Here is a 16,553-nt window from a genome sequence, read left to right as displayed (position 1 = left end):
GATGCTGGAAAAAGTAGTCATTGCCAACCGGGGTGAGATCGCACTGCGTATCCTGCGTGCCTGCAAAGAGCTGGGCATCAAGACCGTAGCCATTCACTCCACGGCTGACCGCGACCTGATGCATGTACGTCTTGCAGATGAAGCTGTCTGCATTGGTCCGGCGCCATCCCCACAGAGTTACCTGAATATCCCTGCCATCATTGCTGCAGCCGAAGTCACCGACGCTATGGGTATCCACCCAGGTTACGGTTTCCTAGCGGAAAATGCAGATTTTGCTGAGCAGGTTGAGCGTTCAGGCTTCCAGTTCATCGGCCCTCGTGCTGAAACGATTCGCCTGATGGGCGATAAAGTTTCTGCAATCGAAGCGATGAAGAAAGCAGGCGTACCAACTGTACCGGGCTCTGATGGCCCGCTGCCAGTTGATGATGGCCCGGCAATGCAGAAGATCGCCCAGCGTATCGGCTATCCGGTGATCATCAAAGCTGCCTCCGGTGGTGGTGGTCGTGGTATGCGCGTTGTGCATTCCGAAGCCTCTCTGTTGAACTCCGTACACATTACGCGCTCCGAAGCTGCCGCAGCATTCGGCGACGATACCGTGTACATGGAGAAATTCCTGCAGAACCCTCGCCACGTTGAAGTTCAAGTTCTGGCTGATGGACAGGGTAACGCTGTTCATCTGTATGATCGTGACTGCTCCATGCAGCGCCGTCACCAGAAAGTGGTAGAGGAAGCTCCAGCACCTCATCTGGATCCTGCTGCGCGCGCAGAGGTTCTGCAATCCTGTGTCGATGCATGTATCGAAATCGGTTACCGCGGTGCAGGCACGTTCGAGTTCCTATACGAAGATGGTGGTTTCTACTTCATCGAAATGAACACCCGTGTGCAGGTTGAGCACCCGGTGACTGAGATGATTACTGGCGTTGATATCGTTAAAGAACAGCTTCGCATTGCGTCTGGCCTGCCGCTGTCCCTGAAACAGGAAGATATCGTCGTACAGGGCCACGCTTTCGAGTGCCGCATCAACGCGGAAGACCCTAAATCATTCCTGCCAAGCCCGGGTAACGTGAAGCATTTCCACGCACCGGGTGGTCTGGGTATTCGTGTAGATTCTCACTTGTACTCGGGTTACACCGTACCTCCGCACTACGATTCACTGATCGCTAAACTGATCAGCTACGCGGAAGACCGTGAAACCTCGTTGATCCGTATGCGTAACGCACTGGACGAAGCAGTGATTGATGGTATTCGCACCAATATCCCACTGCATCAGGAAATCGTACGTGATACCCATTTCCAGGAAGGTGGTGTAAACATCCACTATCTGGAAAAGAAACTGGGCCTGTAATCAGACCCGTTTCCATCACACTATAAAAGCCCGCCCACGTGCGGGCTTTTTTGTGCCTGCTCACTATCTGCGTTTTTTCTGCCTGATCCTCTGATCGCCATCTCCCACCTCAACGTATAAGTCGATATACTGGCATCTCTCTCGTGAACTGGAACACATCATGCCTTGGCTACAGATAAAACTTACTACGACCCCTGAGCACGCAGAACAGTACGAAGATCTGCTACTTGCTGCGGGCTGCGCGTCTGTCACTTATCAGGACAACAAAGACCAGCCAATCTTTGAACCCGAGCTGGGCACAACACCCTTGTGGGATAGCACTATTGTGACGGGCCTGTTCTCTGCCGACCACGATCTGGACGCCACTCATCGTTTTATCCGCCAGGCACACGAGCAGCTATTCCCAGACGCACCCTTTCCCCCTATCAAAGCAGAAATTCTGGAAGATAAGGACTGGGAACGGGAATGGATGGATAGCTACCACCCGATGCAATTTGGCAAACGCCTTTGGGTCTGCCCAAGCTGGCGCGAAGCCCCCGACCCTGATGCCGTCAATATGATGCTGGACCCGGGTTTGGCCTTTGGTACGGGCACCCACCCGACAACCGCACTGTGTCTGGAATGGCTCGATGCACAAGATCTGGATGACTGCGAGGTTGTCGATTATGGTTGCGGCTCCGGCATCTTAGGCATTGCCACCCTGCTACTTGGGGCGAAACATGTCACGGCCGTCGATATTGATCTGCAAGCACTACAGGCAAGCAAAGATAACCTGGCACGCAACAAACTGGCTGAAAACCGCCTCAACGTTTTCCTGCCGGAACATACGCCAGATATCGAAGGCGATGTGATCGTGGCCAACATTCTGGCCGGCCCACTGGTTGAACTGGCACCGACAATCGCCAAACACGTGAAGTCGGGTGGTCGCATGGCACTGTCTGGTCTGCTGGAAGATCAGGCTGAAGCTATCAACACCGCCTATGCACAATGGTTTGACCTCGAGCCACCTGCTGAGCGTGAAGGCTGGATTCGCATCTGCGGCATCAAACGCTGATCAATCTCTGTACAGCAACAAAAATTATTAGGGACGACACCTATGTTGTCCCTGATCCCAGCTATGACGCGCCCTGCGACAAGACCAAAAGACAAATACAGTCAAGCCAAAATCGTACAAAAAACCATCAAAAACGGCTTGGACCTATGCGTCTGAAGCGTTATCATTGTCCGCCTTCCTTGTTTTAAATCTGCTTTGGGGCTCTGTGCAGCTTCATGGTGTTTTTTTACCCAAAATTAAGGTAATCCATGTTCCGAATCGGACCTTATACCATTGATAACCAGACTATTCTGGCGCCAATGGCAGGCGTCACGGACCGACCGTTCCGGCAACTTTGCCGGCAGTTTGGTGCGGGCTTGGTTGTGTCCGAGATGGTTACCTCTGATACCCGTTTATGGAAGTCTCGCAAATCCAGCTACCGTCTTAATCATCAGGGTGAAACCGAGCCTCGATCTGTACAGATCGCTGGCGGAGACGCACATATGATGGCTGAGGCTGCGCGGATGAACGCAGAACGGGGGGCCCAAATCATCGATATCAACATGGGTTGTCCTGCAAAGAAAGTGTGTAACAAAGCCGCTGGTTCCGCCTTACTGCGGGATGAAGCTCTGGTTGCCGACATTTTGCAGACAGTGGTTGCGGCGGTCGATGTACCTGTCACGCTTAAATTCCGTACCGGATGGGATCATGAAAGTCGTAACGCGCTCAATATTGCGCGGATGGCTGAAGACGCCGGTATAGCAGCACTGGCATTACATGGCAGAACCCGCGCCTGTGGATACAAAGGCGACGCCGAATACGACACAATTGCAGCGGTTAAACATGCCGTGTCTATTCCGGTATTCGCTAACGGCGATATCGATACACCCCAAAAGGCCAAACAGGTCATCGCACACACCGGTGCCGATGCCGTGATGATTGGCCGAGGCGCACAGGGACGCCCCTGGTTATTCAGGGAGATCAACCATTACCTGGCAACAGGTGAATTAATGGAAGAACCCTCACTGGAAGAGATTAGAAAAATTCTGCTGGGGCATTTGCAGGAGCTACGAACCTTTTACGGCGACTACCTAGGCGTTCGGATCGCAAGAAAGCACGTAGGGTGGTACCTGCAAGCACGGCCGGAAGGAAAATCCTTCCGCAAGGAATTCAATGTATTGGAAACAGCAGAAGAGCAAACGTCAGCGATCGAGCGTCATTTCGATCGTCTGTCCGACCCTCTGGCTGCATGACAAACTGGATACGTAATACTGTGGAATATAAAGAAATCACTCAGCCGACTCTCACTCAGAACGCAACTGCAGAGACCGGAAGCACCCTTCGGGATAGCGTGCACCTGGCACTAAACAACTACTTCCGTCAGCTCGACGGACAGCCGGTAACCGACGTATACCAGATGGTATTGTCCGAGATCGAAGCACCTTTGTTCGAATCTGTAATGGCATATACCAAAGATAATCAGACCAAAGCTTCTCAGGTTCTTGGCCTGAACCGCGGTACGCTGCGCAAGAAGCTGAAACAATACGGTCTGCTGTAACCGCTTTTTATTAGTGCTTTTTACTAGTTAATGGGAACTCCAATCACCATGGCAGAGAACACCACTCCTGTACGCCGCGCGCTGATCAGCGTGTCAGACAAAACCGGCATTGTAGAATTTGCTCAGGCACTGAACGCTCAAGGTGTTGAAATTCTTTCCACCGGCGGCACCTATAAGCTGCTGAAAGAAAACAACATCCCTGCAGTTGAAGTATCTGACTACACCGGTTTCCCGGAGATGATGGATGGTCGTGTTAAGACCCTGCACCCGAAAGTACACGGCGGCATTCTGGGCCGTCGCGGTACCGACGATGCAGTCATGAACGAACACGGCATCACACCAATCGATATGGTTGTTGTAAACCTGTATCCGTTTGAACAGACCATCAACCGTCCTGATTGCGATCTGCCTATGGCGATCGAAAACATCGACATCGGTGGTCCTACCATGGTGCGTTCTGCAGCTAAAAACCACAAAGATGTGGCGATTGTTGTGAATGCATCGGACTACGACGCAGTCGCAGCAGAACTGGGTAACGGTGGTCTGAGCCACAAAACCCGTTTCGACCTGGCAGTAAAAGCGTTCGAACACACCGCTGCATACGATGGCATGATTGCCAACTACCTGGGTGCGATTGTTGAAGGTGAAGAGGAGGAGCCAGCAGACTTCCCTCGTACGTTCAACACTCAGTTCCTGAAAGCACAGGATATGCGCTACGGCGAAAACCCACATCAGCGTGCAGCATTCTACGTAGAGGCCAACCCGGCTGAAGCCTGCGTAGCAACCGCTCGCCAGATGCAGGGCAAAGCACTGTCTTTCAACAACGTTGCTGATACAGATGCAGCGCTGGAATGCGTAAAACCATTCAAAGAGCCAGCCTGTGTCATCGTTAAGCATGCCAACCCTTGTGGCGTAGCGATTGGTGCAGACATTCTGGAAGCCTATAACCGCGCTCACCAGACTGACCCAACCTCCGCATTTGGCGGCATCATCGCGTTCAACCGTGAGCTGGACGCTAAAACCGCACAGGCCATCATCGAACGTCAGTTCGTTGAAGTCATCATCGCACCTTCTGTATCTCAGGAAGCGTCTGATCTGGTTTCAACGAAGCCAAACGTACGTCTGCTGGAATGCGGCGAGTGGGACGCTAACCGTGCCCACGGTTTCGACTACAAGCGCGTGAATGGCGGCTTACTGGTTCAGGACCGTGATCTGGGAATGGTTGATGCATCTGCATTGAAAGTCGTATCTCAGCGCCAGCCAACTGAACAGGAAATCCGTGATCTGCTGTTCTGCTGGGAAGTGGCTAAGTTCGTTAAATCCAACGCAATTGTATACGCGAAAGATGGCCAGACTATCGGTATCGGTGCAGGCCAGATGAGCCGCGTATACTCTGCGAAGATTGCTGGTATCAAAGCGGCTGACGAAGGTCTGGAAGTCAAAGGCTCCGTCATGGCATCTGATGCATTCTTCCCATTCCGTGATGGTATTGATGCAGCTGCTGCTGCGGGTATCAATGCGATCATCCAGCCAGGTGGCTCTATGCGCGACGAAGAAACTATCGCCGCCGCTGACGAACATGGCATGGCAATGGTCTTCACGGGTATGCGTCACTTCCGTCACTAAGATGTGATCAGCGAATACACCTGTAGCCCGGCATGTCCGGGCTATTCTGTGTTTAGAGGATATATACATGAAAGTACTGATTATTGGTTCCGGCGGCCGCGAACATGCTCTGGCATGGGCGGCAGCACGCGACAACAAAGTTACCGACATTTTTGTAGCACCGGGTAACGCTGCAACCGCACAAGAAGACAAGATGCAGAACGTTTCACTCGACGTGATGGATCTAGATGGCTTGCGCGATTTCGCAAAAGATAATGCGATTGATCTGACCATTGTCGGCCCTGAGGCACCATTGGTTGCGGGTGTTGTGAACCACTTTCAGGCTGAAGGCCTGCGCATTTTCGGCCCAACCGAAGGCGCTGCGCAGCTGGAAGGTTCCAAAGCTTTTACCAAAGATTTTCTGGCACGCCACAATATTCCAACCGGCGAATACGCTAACTTCACTGAAATCGAGCCTGCACTGACTTACGTACGTGAGAAAGGTGCGCCGATCGTGATTAAAGCCGACGGTCTGGCAGCAGGCAAAGGCGTTATCGTTGCGATGACGCTGGAAGAAGCAGAAGATGCCATCAAGGATATGCTGGCGGGTAACGCATTTGGTGATGCGGGTAGCCGTGTTGTTATTGAAGAGTTCCTTGACGGTGAAGAAGCGTCTTATATCGTCATCGTTGACGGTGACAATGTACTGCCAATGGCCACCAGCCAGGATCATAAACGTGTTGGTGATGGCGATACTGGCCTGAACACAGGCGGCATGGGTGCGTACTCCCCTGCTCCGGTTGTCACCGCAGAGATCGACCAGCGTGTTATGGATGAAGTGATCATGCCTACCGTTAACGGCATGAAAGCTGAAGGCAATGAATACACCGGCTTCCTGTACGCGGGTCTGATGATCGGTTCTGACGGTACACCTAAAGTGATCGAATACAACTGTCGCTTTGGTGATCCTGAAACCCAGCCAATCATGCTGCGCCTGAAATCCAGCCTGGTTGATATGTGCAATGCCGCGCTGGATAAGAAGCTGGATCAGACCACTGCAGAGTGGGATGAGCGTAAATCTGTCGGCGTTGTTATGGCTGCAGGTGGTTACCCAGGCAGTTACGGTAAAGGTGACGTGATCAGCTTGCCGGCGACATGCCCGGAAGGCACCAAGATTTTCCACGCGGGTACTCAGCTGGATGATGCAGGCAACGTTGTAACTGCAGGCGGACGTGTCCTGTGTGTAACGGCACTGGGTGATACAGTAACGGAAGCGCAACAACGTGCTTACGAGCTGCTGAAGGACGTCAGCTGGAAAGACGCGTACTTCCGTAACGACATTGCGTACCGCGCAATTGCGCGCGAACAGGGTGAATAACCTGTCGTTATAGCGTTGAAAAAAGCCTCCTTATGGAGGCTTTTTTGTGGGCGCAACTGGAAGGTTGTGGATTTTTTTTAATCAGCTGATCCACATACCCTGCCTTTGCTCGCCGAGATGTTTATAATGTCGGCTTCCGATATTTTTCTTCTGACTAGTACTGAACATACATGGCTTCGTTACAAAACGCTCCTGGAAAGAAAAGATGGCTTCCACTCGCAATTGCGGCAGTAATTGCCGGTGTCGTTGCGTACAGCGTAATGGACAGTTCGGACAACAGCTCCTCGCCTGCGCCTCAAGTAACATCTGATGCGACCGACCTGCAGAGTTTACAGCAGGCCAACCGTTACCTGCGCAACGGCCAATATCAGAATGCGATGACTGCAGTCGATCAGGTACTGGCGGCCGATGAAGACAACATGGATGCTCAACTGCTCAAAGCCACATTGCTGTCAAAAACGGGGCGCTCCGCTCAAGCAGAGACATTGCTGAACGAGCTGCGAGAACAATACCCTGATCGGCCGGAACCGCTCAATAACCTTGCTGTGATGTATGCAGAAGCAGGCGACAACAGCCGCGCGATCCAAACATTGCAAAGTGCATTCAAAACCCATCCCAGTTATGCACAGGTATACCAAAACCTGAGTGACATGTACGCGGTACTGGCAGCAGAAGCCTACAACAAAGCTCTGGGGGTATCCGGGACCGACCGAGGGCCACAGCTGGTCTCCCTGAGTCAGTTTGGCTACCCAACGGCCATCGGCATGCATTCAGCGCCTCTATTTGAGCCAAAACCTGAATTGCAGGCACAGGAAGAAACGCCCGCGCCTGAAGTGGCAACTGTTGTAGACATTCCCTCAGCTGCCCCGGAACAAGAACCAGAAAATATCGAACTCAATATTCAGGCGGCAGAGAACCTGACAACAGACAATGACCTTGCAACGGAAGAGCTTGCCGTCGCTGAAGCAATCGGTATTTCAGAGGCAACACCAGCCACACCATTGCCTTACACAAACGTGGTGATGAACCAGGCCGATTCTGAAGCAATTTCAGCAGCACAAAATCCAGCACAGACCGACCGTAATGATGCTGGCACCGATACAATGGCACTTAGCGCTTCCCCTGAAGAGCTTGCTATTGCCCGCGAGACAGAGCGTGCAGCAAAACTTCTGGCGAGCCTCGAAGCAGATCAGCTATCTGAGCGGGAGAACGAGCGTACAGCGGTAAAGGAAACACCTCCAGCGCCAGAAAAAATCATCGAAGGTCACCTGAAAAGCTGGGCGAAAGCATGGTCTGAACAAAACGTTCAAGCGTACGTTCGCGCCTACGTTGCCGGTTATAAACCGAATAACGGAGTATCTCACAAGCAATGGGTACAGACCCGTACCAACCGTCTGACTAGCCCTGACTACATTAAGGTCGCCCTGAGCGATATTGATGTGGTGATGCTATCCGACAGCCGGGCCGAAGCCACTTTCCGTCAGAGCTACCGTTCCGACCGTTACCGTGATGTCGCTCGTAAACGGATAAGTCTGATGCGCCGTTCTTCAGGTTGGAAAATTGTCCAGGAAGGCTCTCTCTAATCTTAACGGAGTGATCCCTTTTCCAAAAAAAAGCTCTTCATATGAAGAGCTTTTTTTTATCCGTCAGCAGTATTCTACTTAAGGCTTTCCACGCGACGGCGCACCTTCATAGGCGATCTTCCAGCCACTGTTTTCCCTTACCCAGTACTGACGCTTAACCGAGTCACCTTTATAGTTGCTGCTTTTATACGACTGACGGAATGTCGCAACTAACAACTCTGGCTGGTCGGGATAGGTAAACAGGCTTAGCTGATCGATACCAACCTTTATGTATTTTTTGCCCGCATTTACGCGGCGTTTATGGGAAGAAAAACGCTGATAGTCCCAGTTTCCATTTTTGTAATCGGTCGAGTAGTGAGCTAAATACCGATCACTGTTTTTACTCTCCCAGTCACTGCGCCAGCGATCAATCAACTGACGATATCCAGACTGCTGCTGCAACCAGTCGTTACGCTTCATCCAACGGACATTGTGTCCCACCAACACTGGGGTGTTGCGAATATCCACCATATCGTCCAGTTCAGTGAAATCGATATTACTCAGGGATATACAACCTTCACTCGCTTCCGGTGGACGGCTGTAGGTTTCAAAAGGAGATCCATGTACCCAGATACCATTGCCGGTGCGACCATGACGCTCATCCCATACATTCGGGTAGTTCAGCGGTAAAGCACCGGTGCCATAACGCTCCGGTAGCTGGGCATCGGAGAAACGGCCGGTGACAAAGTATACGCCTAGCGGAGTTTTCAGATCACCACGTCGCTCTTTCCCTACACCACCACGCCCATAAGATGCGTAATAGTCCTTAATCAGCGTTGGCACTCCCATCTTATTCTCAAATAAGAACAGTCGGTGCAAACGGGTATCCATGACCACCGCATACTTCTGTGACGGTGCGAGCTGAATCATAGAAGCTGGCACCATATCCAATGCTGGCTTCTCTTTCTCAATCAGTAAACGTGCCTTCGCTTCTGAAATAAGACCCGACAGTTTTTTATCATCAATAGCACGGTTGCGGCCAACATCCTGCAATGGCGCACCCTGTGCAGCCATCAAATCCGCATAAATTAACTGTGCAAGGCGGAAATCGGGTTGCTGATTCGTAAGTGTACGCAAATCCTGCAGTGCCGAATCAACCCGCTTTTCTCGCAGGTGCCGCAAGCTGCTAAGCAGCAACGCTTCATTGTCTGGCTGCAACTGCGCAGAGGCACTCACCGGCGACTCGGCATGCAGCGGCTGAGCTGCAATCGCGCTGGCTAACAGTATCCCTGAAAACAGCTTATACATGATTCGATGGACCCAGTCTGATGATGATAAAGAAAACGATTATAACCGCATCTGCGCAAACACCCCAGATCAAAATTTGACCCGGATGCCGCACTGCCAAAAGCAGTGATCGGCTACCGCCTTATGACCGTAACTTGTTAGAAAAATTCGTAAAAATTATCTGAACTTTGCGAAAACCTGTGCTATCCAAAATAGGAGGATACGCTTTGAAGCACTAGGTAAAAACCCTACAAAATCAGAGTTATTTACCCGATCACTCTGGCAGGAATAACCACTTTGGTGCTTCGCGTTCAGGTTTTCCAAGACAACGAGTACGGAGGATCCCGTCATGTTTGAACAGATGGAAAACGCGGGCCTGGAGAGGCTGCATTTTGCCTGCGACCCAGAAACCGGGTTACGTGCCATTATCGCAATACATTCCACATTACGTGGACCTGCCATTGGTGGTTGCCGCTTTATTACTTACCAAAGTGAAGCCGACGCGATTACCGATGCAACTCGTCTTGCACGGGGAATGAGCTATAAAGCGGCTCTGTCCGGCTTACCCCACGGCGGGGCAAAAGCAGTATTGATTAAACCCAGCCACAACTTCGACCGCAAGGCGTTGATGGAATCTTTCGGCCGCTTTGTACAGGATCTGGGAGGCCGTTACATCACCGCGATGGACAGCGGCACCCTGACCAGTGATATGGATTCAATCGCCCACACCACCAAGTGGGTCACCTGTACAAGTCAGATAGGGGATCCCTCCCCATATACCGCTATGGGAGTTTTCGAAGGCATAAAAGCCGCGCTTAAACATCTGAACGGCAGCGATTCCCTGCAGGGTACTCATGTCGCACTGCAAGGACTGGGACACGTTGGTTATGCGGTCGCCCAGATGCTGTATAACGACGGCGCTCACCTCACGGTTTCCGATATCGATCAGGTAAAGGTTCTGAAAGCCGTGAACGAACTTGGGGCAAAGGCTGTCGCCACCGATAAGATATACAGCGTAGAGGCAGATGTGTTTTGCCCCTGCGGACTGGGTGCAATCATTAACGATCACAGCATGCAGCAGCTCCGCTGCCGTATCGTTGCGGGTTCCGCCAATAACCAGCTAGAGCGCGAAGAACACGGGGAGCTGTTGCGCAGACGCAACATTCTGTACGCCCCGGATTATCTGATTAACGCAGGTGGTCTGATTTTCGTCGCGATGCAACATGCGGGTCAAACTGACGCTGCCATTTCCGCCAAGGTCAGACAGGTTGGTACCTCACTCAGCCAGCTATTCCAGCAAGCCGATCAGGAAGGACGAAGCACACACTGCATCGCCAATGAGCGGGCTGAGACAATTATTGCCCGGGCAGCGCTGCATTCCGCGGCCTGATCGAGACCAGGAGAACACCCTATGGACACTGTATTTGAAGGCGAAATTCGTTACCGCCAATATCTCAGCAGCCAGGGCGATCCACTGAGCGCATTACCCGTCTGGGCACAGCAACCCGAATGGCTCACCCACTGCTACCGGAATATGGTACTGGCACGCACGATGGACAATAAAGCCGTTGCCCTACAACGCACCGGCCAGTTGGGCACTTACGCCTCACTGCTGGGTATTGAAGGGATTGATGTACCCTTAGGCCTGCTGATGCATCCTGAAGATGTGTTGATACCTTACTATCGAAATCACGCCTGCCAGATGCTCAGGGGCATGCCAATGGAAGAGATATTGCTCTATTGGGGTGGCGATGAGCGGGGCAATGCTGCTGAACAACAAGGTGAAGATTTTCCTAATTCGGTCCCCATCGCAACCCAATCGATGCATGCTTGCGGCGTTGCCACCGCACTAAAAATACGTAATGAAAAACGGGTTGCCGTCACCCTCTGTGGTGATGGAGCAACATCTAAGGGCGACTTTCTGGAAGGCCTTAATGTCGCAGGTGCCTGGCAACTACCGGTCGTTTTTATCGTCAACAATAACCAATGGGCGATATCTGTTCCCCGCGCCCTGCAAAGTGGCGCACCAACCTTGGCGCAAAAAGCGATCGGCGCGGGTATCCGGGGCGAACAAGTTGACGGAAACGACGCGATTGCGATGCGTGAAGCGATCGAAATAGCACTGGAGCGCGCCCGAGAGGGGAAAGGGCCGTCACTGATAGAAGCGATCAGTTACCGTCTGTCTGATCATACAACTGCCGATGATGCTACGCGCTATCGCAGTAATGATGAGCTGAAGAAAGCCTGGGAGCATGAACCGGTGAAGCGTTTACGCACCTTCCTGCACAAACAGGGTTGGTGGGATGAAACCCAGGAAACCATCTGGCAGGACGAGGTCAACAGCATGGTGCAATCGGCTGTTGAACGCTATTTGGCCACGCCACCTCAACCGGTTGAGTCTCTCTTTGATTACCTCTATGCCGAACTTCCTGAGCAGCTGCGCGAGCAACGCGAATGGGCGATGGTCAAAGCGATGAAAGGAGGCACTCACCATGAATCATGAAGCAATCACTCTACTTGAAGCGGTGAATCTGGCGCTCGCACATGAGATGGAACAGGACGAAAACGTTGTGATCCTTGGCGAAGATGTGGGTACCAACGGGGGTGTTTTTCGTGCAACAGCCGGTTTAAAAGAACGTTTTGGCAACCGTCGCGTGATGGATACGCCGCTGGCTGAAGCCATGATCGGTGGTTTAACCGTGGGTATGGCAGCGCAAGGCCTGAAGCCGATCGCTGAAATTCAGTTTATGGGATTTATATTCCCCGCGCTGGAGCACATCATATGCCACGCAGCTCGGATGCGTAACCGCACCCGTGGCCGTCTCAGCTGCCCGCTGGTGATCCGTGCACCTTTTGGTGGCGGTATTCATGCACCAGAGCACCATTCAGAAAGTACCGAGACCCTACTCGCCCACATTCCGGGATTGCGTGTGGTCGTACCCTCCTCTCCAGCACGCGCCTATGGCCTATTACTGTCAGCCATTCGCAACCCAGATCCTGTCATTTTTCTGGAGCCTAAGCGGATCTACCGCGCCAGCAAACAGCCGGTTCTGGATAACGGCGCCGCACTGCCGCTGGATACGTGCTTCACCCTTCGAGAAGGCTCTGACATCACGTTGGTCAGCTGGGGCGCGATGATCAAAGAAACACTGGAAGCGGCTGAGCAACTGGCCGAGGATAACATCAGCTGCGAGGTCATTGACGTCGCCACCATCAGTCCACTGGATATGGACACCATTCTTGCATCGGTCGCCAAAACCGGCCGCTGTGTCATTGTTCATGAAGCATCCCGTCACCTTGGCGTAGGCGCAGAGATTGCTGCGACACTCGTCGAGAAGGCGTTGATGGATCTACAAGCCCCGCCTCTGCGTATCACGGGATATGACACGGTGATGCCCTACTTCCGATTGGAAAATCACTTTATGCCCAACACCGCCGACATTAAGGATGCGGTCAGACAGACACTGGAGTTCGTATGAAATACTTCAAACTGCCGGACCTGGGAGAAGGATTACCCGAGGCCGAAATAGTGGAATGGCATATCAAGGAAGGCGATGAGGTAAAAATTGACCAGATATTGGTATCGGTTGAAACCGCAAAAGCCATTGTCGAAGTCCCTTCCCCCCAAGATGGCGTTATCGCTCACCTCTTCGGTGCAGCGGGAGACACCATCCATACCGGCGAGCCTCTGATCGAGTATATCAGTGAAGAGGATGACGACACCGGGACGGTGGTCGGAGAAATTCCGGACGCCGAGGGCAACGAAGCCGGAGATGACTTTATTATCGGCGCAGCTCCCAGCACCCGCGCCCATCAGTCGGCACGCGCAACACCCGCAGTCAGAGCGCTGGCACGGCGGTTAAATGTCGATCTCAATGGACTGCAGGGCAATGGACGAAATGGCGCCATCACCCCGGAGGATGTAGAACAAGCCGCCAGCATGAATAAAGTGCACGGCCACGCAGAACCCTTGCGCGGCGTACGAAAGCAGATGGCCAAAACCATGGCGCTGGCGCACGCTGAAGTGGTTCCTGTGACGCTATGTGAAGATGTGGACATCCACAACTGGCCCTCCGGTACCGATGTAACCATGCGATTGGTCAACGCCATTGCCGCCGGATGCAAAGCCGAACCGGCGATCAATACCTGGTTTGATGGCGCAAGCCTGAGTCGGCGTCAGCACAGCAAGATTCATTTGGGTGTCGCGGTTGACACTGATCAGGGACTGTTTGTGCCCGTTTTAAGAGACATTGGACAACGCAGTACCGAGGAGCTACGTAAAGGCCTGGATAAGATGCGCGCAGACGTCAAAGCCCGCACAATCCCACCCAAAGAGCTTCAGGGCGCCACCATTACCCTGAGTAATTTTGGCACCATCGCCGGTCGTTATGCGTCTCCGGTTGTTGTTCCACCGCAAGTCGCCATTCTTGGGGCAGGTGTTATCCGCGACCAGGCCGTGGCTGTAGATGGCGAGGTTGTCGTTCGCAGAGTGCTGCCTCTCTCGTTGACATTTGATCACCGGGCAGCCACTGGCGGAGAAGCCGCACGTTTTATGCGAGAAATCATTCGGGTTCTTGAACAAGATTTCTCTGAAGAATCAACTGGTTAAAAAACAAGCAGACTTATCGAAAAAATCACTGTCCAAACGTTATAGAAGCCATCGACACCCTGAAATGTGAACTACACTAAAACACGAAACAAGCAGAGAGTACGAAATGATGAGCCCCTAAGCACTTGAATTTAAAGGATCTCACGAGGAAGGTGACCACAATGAGTATTTTTGAGCATTATAGAGCCCGTTACGAGTCCACGAAGCAAGAAGAGATGTCTCTCAATGAATATCTCGCGCTGTGTAAAGAAGACCCGTCGGTATATGCCGATGCTGCTGAAAGGATGCTAGAAGCAATTGGAGAACCGGAGTTAGTTGATACAGCCTCCGATCCAAGACTTAGTCGCATCTTCTCAAATAAACTGATCAAACGTTACCCTGCGTTCAGCGAATTTTATGGAATGGAAGACGCTATTGAAAATATCGTCTCTTACTTCAAACACGCAGCCCAGGGATTGGAAGAACGCAAACAGATCCTTTACCTCCTTGGCCCGGTGGGCGGCGGTAAATCCTCATTGGCCGAACGTCTGAAGTTTTTGATGCAGCACGTACCGTTTTACGCCATCAAAGACTCGCCTGTATTCGAATCGCCACTTGGCCTGTTCAATCCGGAAGAAGATGGCCAGATTCTGGAAGAAGAGTACGGCATTCCTCAGCGCTATCTGAAGGGTGTTATGTCACCGTGGGCTGTAAAGCGCTTACATGAGTTCGGTGGTGACCTGTCTAAATTCCGCGTCGTCAAACAGTACCCGTCTATCCTCGATCAGATCGCTATCGCGAAAACTGAACCGGGTGATGAAAACAACCAGGATATTTCCAGCCTGGTGGGTAAAGTTGATATCCGTAAACTGGAAGAGTTCGCTCAGCACGACCCTGATGCCTACAGTTTCTCCGGCGCTCTTTGCCGTGCAAACCAAGGTATGATGGAGTTTGTAGAGATGTTTAAAGCACCGATTAAAGTGCTGCATCCTCTGCTGACAGCCACACAGGAAGGTAACTACAACAGCACCGAAGGCATGGGAGCAATCCCGTTCAACGGTATTCTGTTGGCCCACTCAAATGAATCTGAGTGGCAAAGCTTTAAGAACAACAAAACGAATGAAGCCTTCATTGACCGTGTATATATTGTAAAAGTACCGTATTGCACCCGCGTCACTGAAGAGATCGAGATCTATGCCAAACTGCTGGAACACAGCTCTCTGGCTGAATCCCCTTGTGCACCTGATACGCTCAATATGCTGGCACAGTTCTCTGTACTCTCCCGCGTTAAGTCACCTGAAAACTCCAGTGTTTTCTCAAAAATGCGGATCTATGACGGAGAGAACCTGAAAGACACCGATCCAAAAGCCAAGTCTTTGCAGGAATATAAAGATTCAGCCGGTGTCGATGAAGGGATGGATGGCCTGTCGACCCGCTTCGCATTTAAGATCCTGTCTAAAGTATTCAACTTCGACTCTTCCGAAGTCGCGGCCAACCCCGTTCACCTGATGCACGTTCTGGAAAAAGAGATCGAACAGCAACAGTTCCCGGCTGAAGTACATGAGCGCTACATCGGCTTCCTGAAAGAATTCGTGATGCCAAAATACATCGAGTATTTAGGCAAAGAAATTCAGACAGCCTATCTGGAATCCTATTCAGAGTACGGCCAGAACATTTTCGACCGCTATGTCACTTATGCCGATTTCTGGATTCAGGATCAGGAATACCGTGACCCTGAAACCGGTGACATCCTTGACCGGGTAGCGATCAGTGAAGAACTCGAGAAAATTGAAAAACCTGCTGGTATCAGTAATCCAAAAGATTTCCGCCATGAAATCGTGAACTTCGTTCTGCGCGCACGGGCCTCCAATCACGGCAAGAACCCGGCCTGGTCCAGCTACGAGAAAATGCGTACTGTGATTGAGAAGAAAATGTTCTCTAACACAGAAGATCTGCTTCCAGTGATCTCCTTTAACGCCAAAGCCTCCAGCGACGATCAGAAGAAGCACAGCGAATTTGTTAAACGCATGATTGAACGCGGATACACCGAGAAACAGGTTCGCCTGCTTTCTGAGTGGTATATCCGGGTACGTAAGTCGCAGTAAGCGCTGTATAGCGCGCTGCCCAGAGAGCCGGAGTGCTCTCTGGAGATTACGGATCAATTAGCTGGTCGCTGTTTACGCACGCAGTAAGCGAG

The 16,553-nt window shown here is 51.9% G+C and carries 13 protein-coding genes; 12 read left to right on the top strand and 1 reads right to left on the bottom strand.

Annotated elements, in window-relative coordinates; translation table 11 throughout:
* Nucleotide 1: 1 nt before the first annotated feature.
* From accC to IOQ59_RS18200, 7 genes are all read left to right on the top strand, one after another.
* A complete protein-coding gene (gene accC, locus IOQ59_RS18230) occupies nt 2-1,345 on the top strand; it encodes an acetyl-CoA carboxylase biotin carboxylase subunit (RefSeq protein WP_193954902.1) in 1,344 nt (447 codons plus the stop codon).
* Between the two features lie 160 nt (nt 1,346-1,505).
* Entirely contained in the window at nt 1,506-2,399 is an 894-nt protein-coding gene (gene prmA, locus IOQ59_RS18225; RefSeq protein ID WP_193954901.1) for a 50S ribosomal protein L11 methyltransferase, read from the top strand.
* Nucleotides 2,400-2,647: 248 nt separating this feature from the next.
* Complete coding sequence (gene dusB, locus IOQ59_RS18220; RefSeq protein WP_193954900.1) at nt 2,648-3,631, top strand: tRNA dihydrouridine synthase DusB; 984 nt, start codon at nt 2,648-2,650, stop codon at nt 3,629-3,631.
* 20 nt (nt 3,632-3,651) lie between these two features.
* On the top strand, nt 3,652-3,936 hold the full coding sequence (fis, locus tag IOQ59_RS18215; protein ID WP_371871895.1) for a DNA-binding transcriptional regulator Fis: 285 nt from the start codon (nt 3,652-3,654) through the stop codon (nt 3,934-3,936).
* Between the two features lie 48 nt (nt 3,937-3,984).
* Nucleotides 3,985-5,562 (top strand): bifunctional phosphoribosylaminoimidazolecarboxamide formyltransferase/IMP cyclohydrolase, encoded by a 1,578-nt coding sequence (purH, locus tag IOQ59_RS18210; RefSeq protein ID WP_193954898.1) that lies wholly within the window; start codon nt 3,985-3,987, stop codon nt 5,560-5,562.
* Nucleotides 5,563-5,629: 67 nt separating this feature from the next.
* Nucleotides 5,630-6,919 (top strand): phosphoribosylamine--glycine ligase, encoded by a 1,290-nt coding sequence (purD, locus tag IOQ59_RS18205; protein WP_193954897.1) that lies wholly within the window; start codon nt 5,630-5,632, stop codon nt 6,917-6,919.
* 170 nt (nt 6,920-7,089) lie between these two features.
* Nucleotides 7,090-8,502: a tetratricopeptide repeat protein gene (locus tag IOQ59_RS18200; protein WP_193954896.1), complete on the top strand. Its 1,413-nt coding sequence runs from the start codon at nt 7,090-7,092 to the stop codon at nt 8,500-8,502.
* 78 nt (nt 8,503-8,580) lie between these two features.
* On the opposite strand, the gene IOQ59_RS18195 is transcribed toward IOQ59_RS18200, so the two are convergent.
* Nucleotides 8,581-9,789 carry a L,D-transpeptidase family protein gene (locus tag IOQ59_RS18195; RefSeq protein WP_193954895.1) on the bottom strand — a complete coding sequence of 403 codons (1,209 nt, stop codon included), beginning with the start codon at nt 9,787-9,789 and terminating at the stop codon, nt 8,581-8,583.
* A gap of 328 nt (nt 9,790-10,117) precedes the next feature.
* Between IOQ59_RS18195 and IOQ59_RS18190 the strand changes: the two genes are divergently transcribed.
* From IOQ59_RS18190 to IOQ59_RS18170, 5 genes are all read left to right on the top strand, one after another.
* Nucleotides 10,118-11,158 (top strand): Leu/Phe/Val dehydrogenase, encoded by a 1,041-nt coding sequence (locus IOQ59_RS18190; protein WP_193954894.1) that lies wholly within the window; start codon nt 10,118-10,120, stop codon nt 11,156-11,158.
* Between the two features lie 21 nt (nt 11,159-11,179).
* The gene (pdhA, locus tag IOQ59_RS18185; protein ID WP_193954893.1) at nt 11,180-12,271 is read left to right on the top strand and encodes a pyruvate dehydrogenase (acetyl-transferring) E1 component subunit alpha; all 1,092 of its coding nucleotides are present in this window, start codon (nt 11,180-11,182) and stop codon (nt 12,269-12,271) included.
* Entirely contained in the window at nt 12,261-13,247 is a 987-nt protein-coding gene (locus IOQ59_RS18180) for an alpha-ketoacid dehydrogenase subunit beta (protein ID WP_193954892.1), read from the top strand. Before pdhA ends, IOQ59_RS18180 begins: the two co-directional genes overlap by 11 nt.
* Entirely contained in the window at nt 13,244-14,377 is a 1,134-nt protein-coding gene (locus IOQ59_RS18175; RefSeq protein WP_193954891.1) for a dihydrolipoamide acetyltransferase family protein, read from the top strand. Before IOQ59_RS18180 ends, IOQ59_RS18175 begins: the two co-directional genes overlap by 4 nt.
* Nucleotides 14,378-14,538: 161 nt before the next feature.
* Nucleotides 14,539-16,461 carry a PrkA family serine protein kinase gene (locus IOQ59_RS18170; protein ID WP_193954890.1) on the top strand — a complete coding sequence of 641 codons (1,923 nt, stop codon included), beginning with the start codon at nt 14,539-14,541 and terminating at the stop codon, nt 16,459-16,461.
* Nucleotides 16,462-16,553: the final 92 nt, after the last annotated feature.

Origin of the sequence: Pontibacterium sinense (genome assembly GCF_015209595.1) — a bacterium.
GTDB lineage: Bacteria > Pseudomonadota > Gammaproteobacteria > Pseudomonadales > Balneatricaceae > Pontibacterium > Pontibacterium sinense.
The sequence above is the reverse complement of the archived record's forward strand: the minus strand, read 5'-3'. Positions and strand labels throughout refer to the sequence as shown.

Excerpts from the sequence above, each read along its gene's own strand:
- accC (WP_193954902.1), top strand. The coding sequence starts at position 2 with ATGCTGGAAAAAGTAGTCATTGCCAACCGGGGTGAGATCGCACTGCGT.
- prmA (WP_193954901.1), top strand. The coding sequence starts at position 1,506 with ATGCCTTGGCTACAGATAAAACTTACTACGACCCCTGAGCACGCAGAA.
- dusB (WP_193954900.1), top strand. The coding sequence starts at position 2,648 with ATGTTCCGAATCGGACCTTATACCATTGATAACCAGACTATTCTGGCG.
- purH (WP_193954898.1), top strand. The coding sequence starts at position 3,985 with ATGGCAGAGAACACCACTCCTGTACGCCGCGCGCTGATCAGCGTGTCA.
- purD (WP_193954897.1), top strand. The coding sequence starts at position 5,630 with ATGAAAGTACTGATTATTGGTTCCGGCGGCCGCGAACATGCTCTGGCA.
- IOQ59_RS18200 (WP_193954896.1), top strand. The coding sequence starts at position 7,090 with ATGGCTTCGTTACAAAACGCTCCTGGAAAGAAAAGATGGCTTCCACTC.
- IOQ59_RS18195 (WP_193954895.1), bottom strand. The coding sequence starts at position 9,789 with ATGTATAAGCTGTTTTCAGGGATACTGTTAGCCAGCGCGATTGCAGCT.
- IOQ59_RS18190 (WP_193954894.1), top strand. The coding sequence starts at position 10,118 with ATGTTTGAACAGATGGAAAACGCGGGCCTGGAGAGGCTGCATTTTGCC.
- pdhA (WP_193954893.1), top strand. The coding sequence starts at position 11,180 with ATGGACACTGTATTTGAAGGCGAAATTCGTTACCGCCAATATCTCAGC.
- IOQ59_RS18180 (WP_193954892.1), top strand. The coding sequence starts at position 12,261 with ATGAATCATGAAGCAATCACTCTACTTGAAGCGGTGAATCTGGCGCTC.
- IOQ59_RS18175 (WP_193954891.1), top strand. The coding sequence starts at position 13,244 with ATGAAATACTTCAAACTGCCGGACCTGGGAGAAGGATTACCCGAGGCC.
- IOQ59_RS18170 (WP_193954890.1), top strand. The coding sequence starts at position 14,539 with ATGAGTATTTTTGAGCATTATAGAGCCCGTTACGAGTCCACGAAGCAA.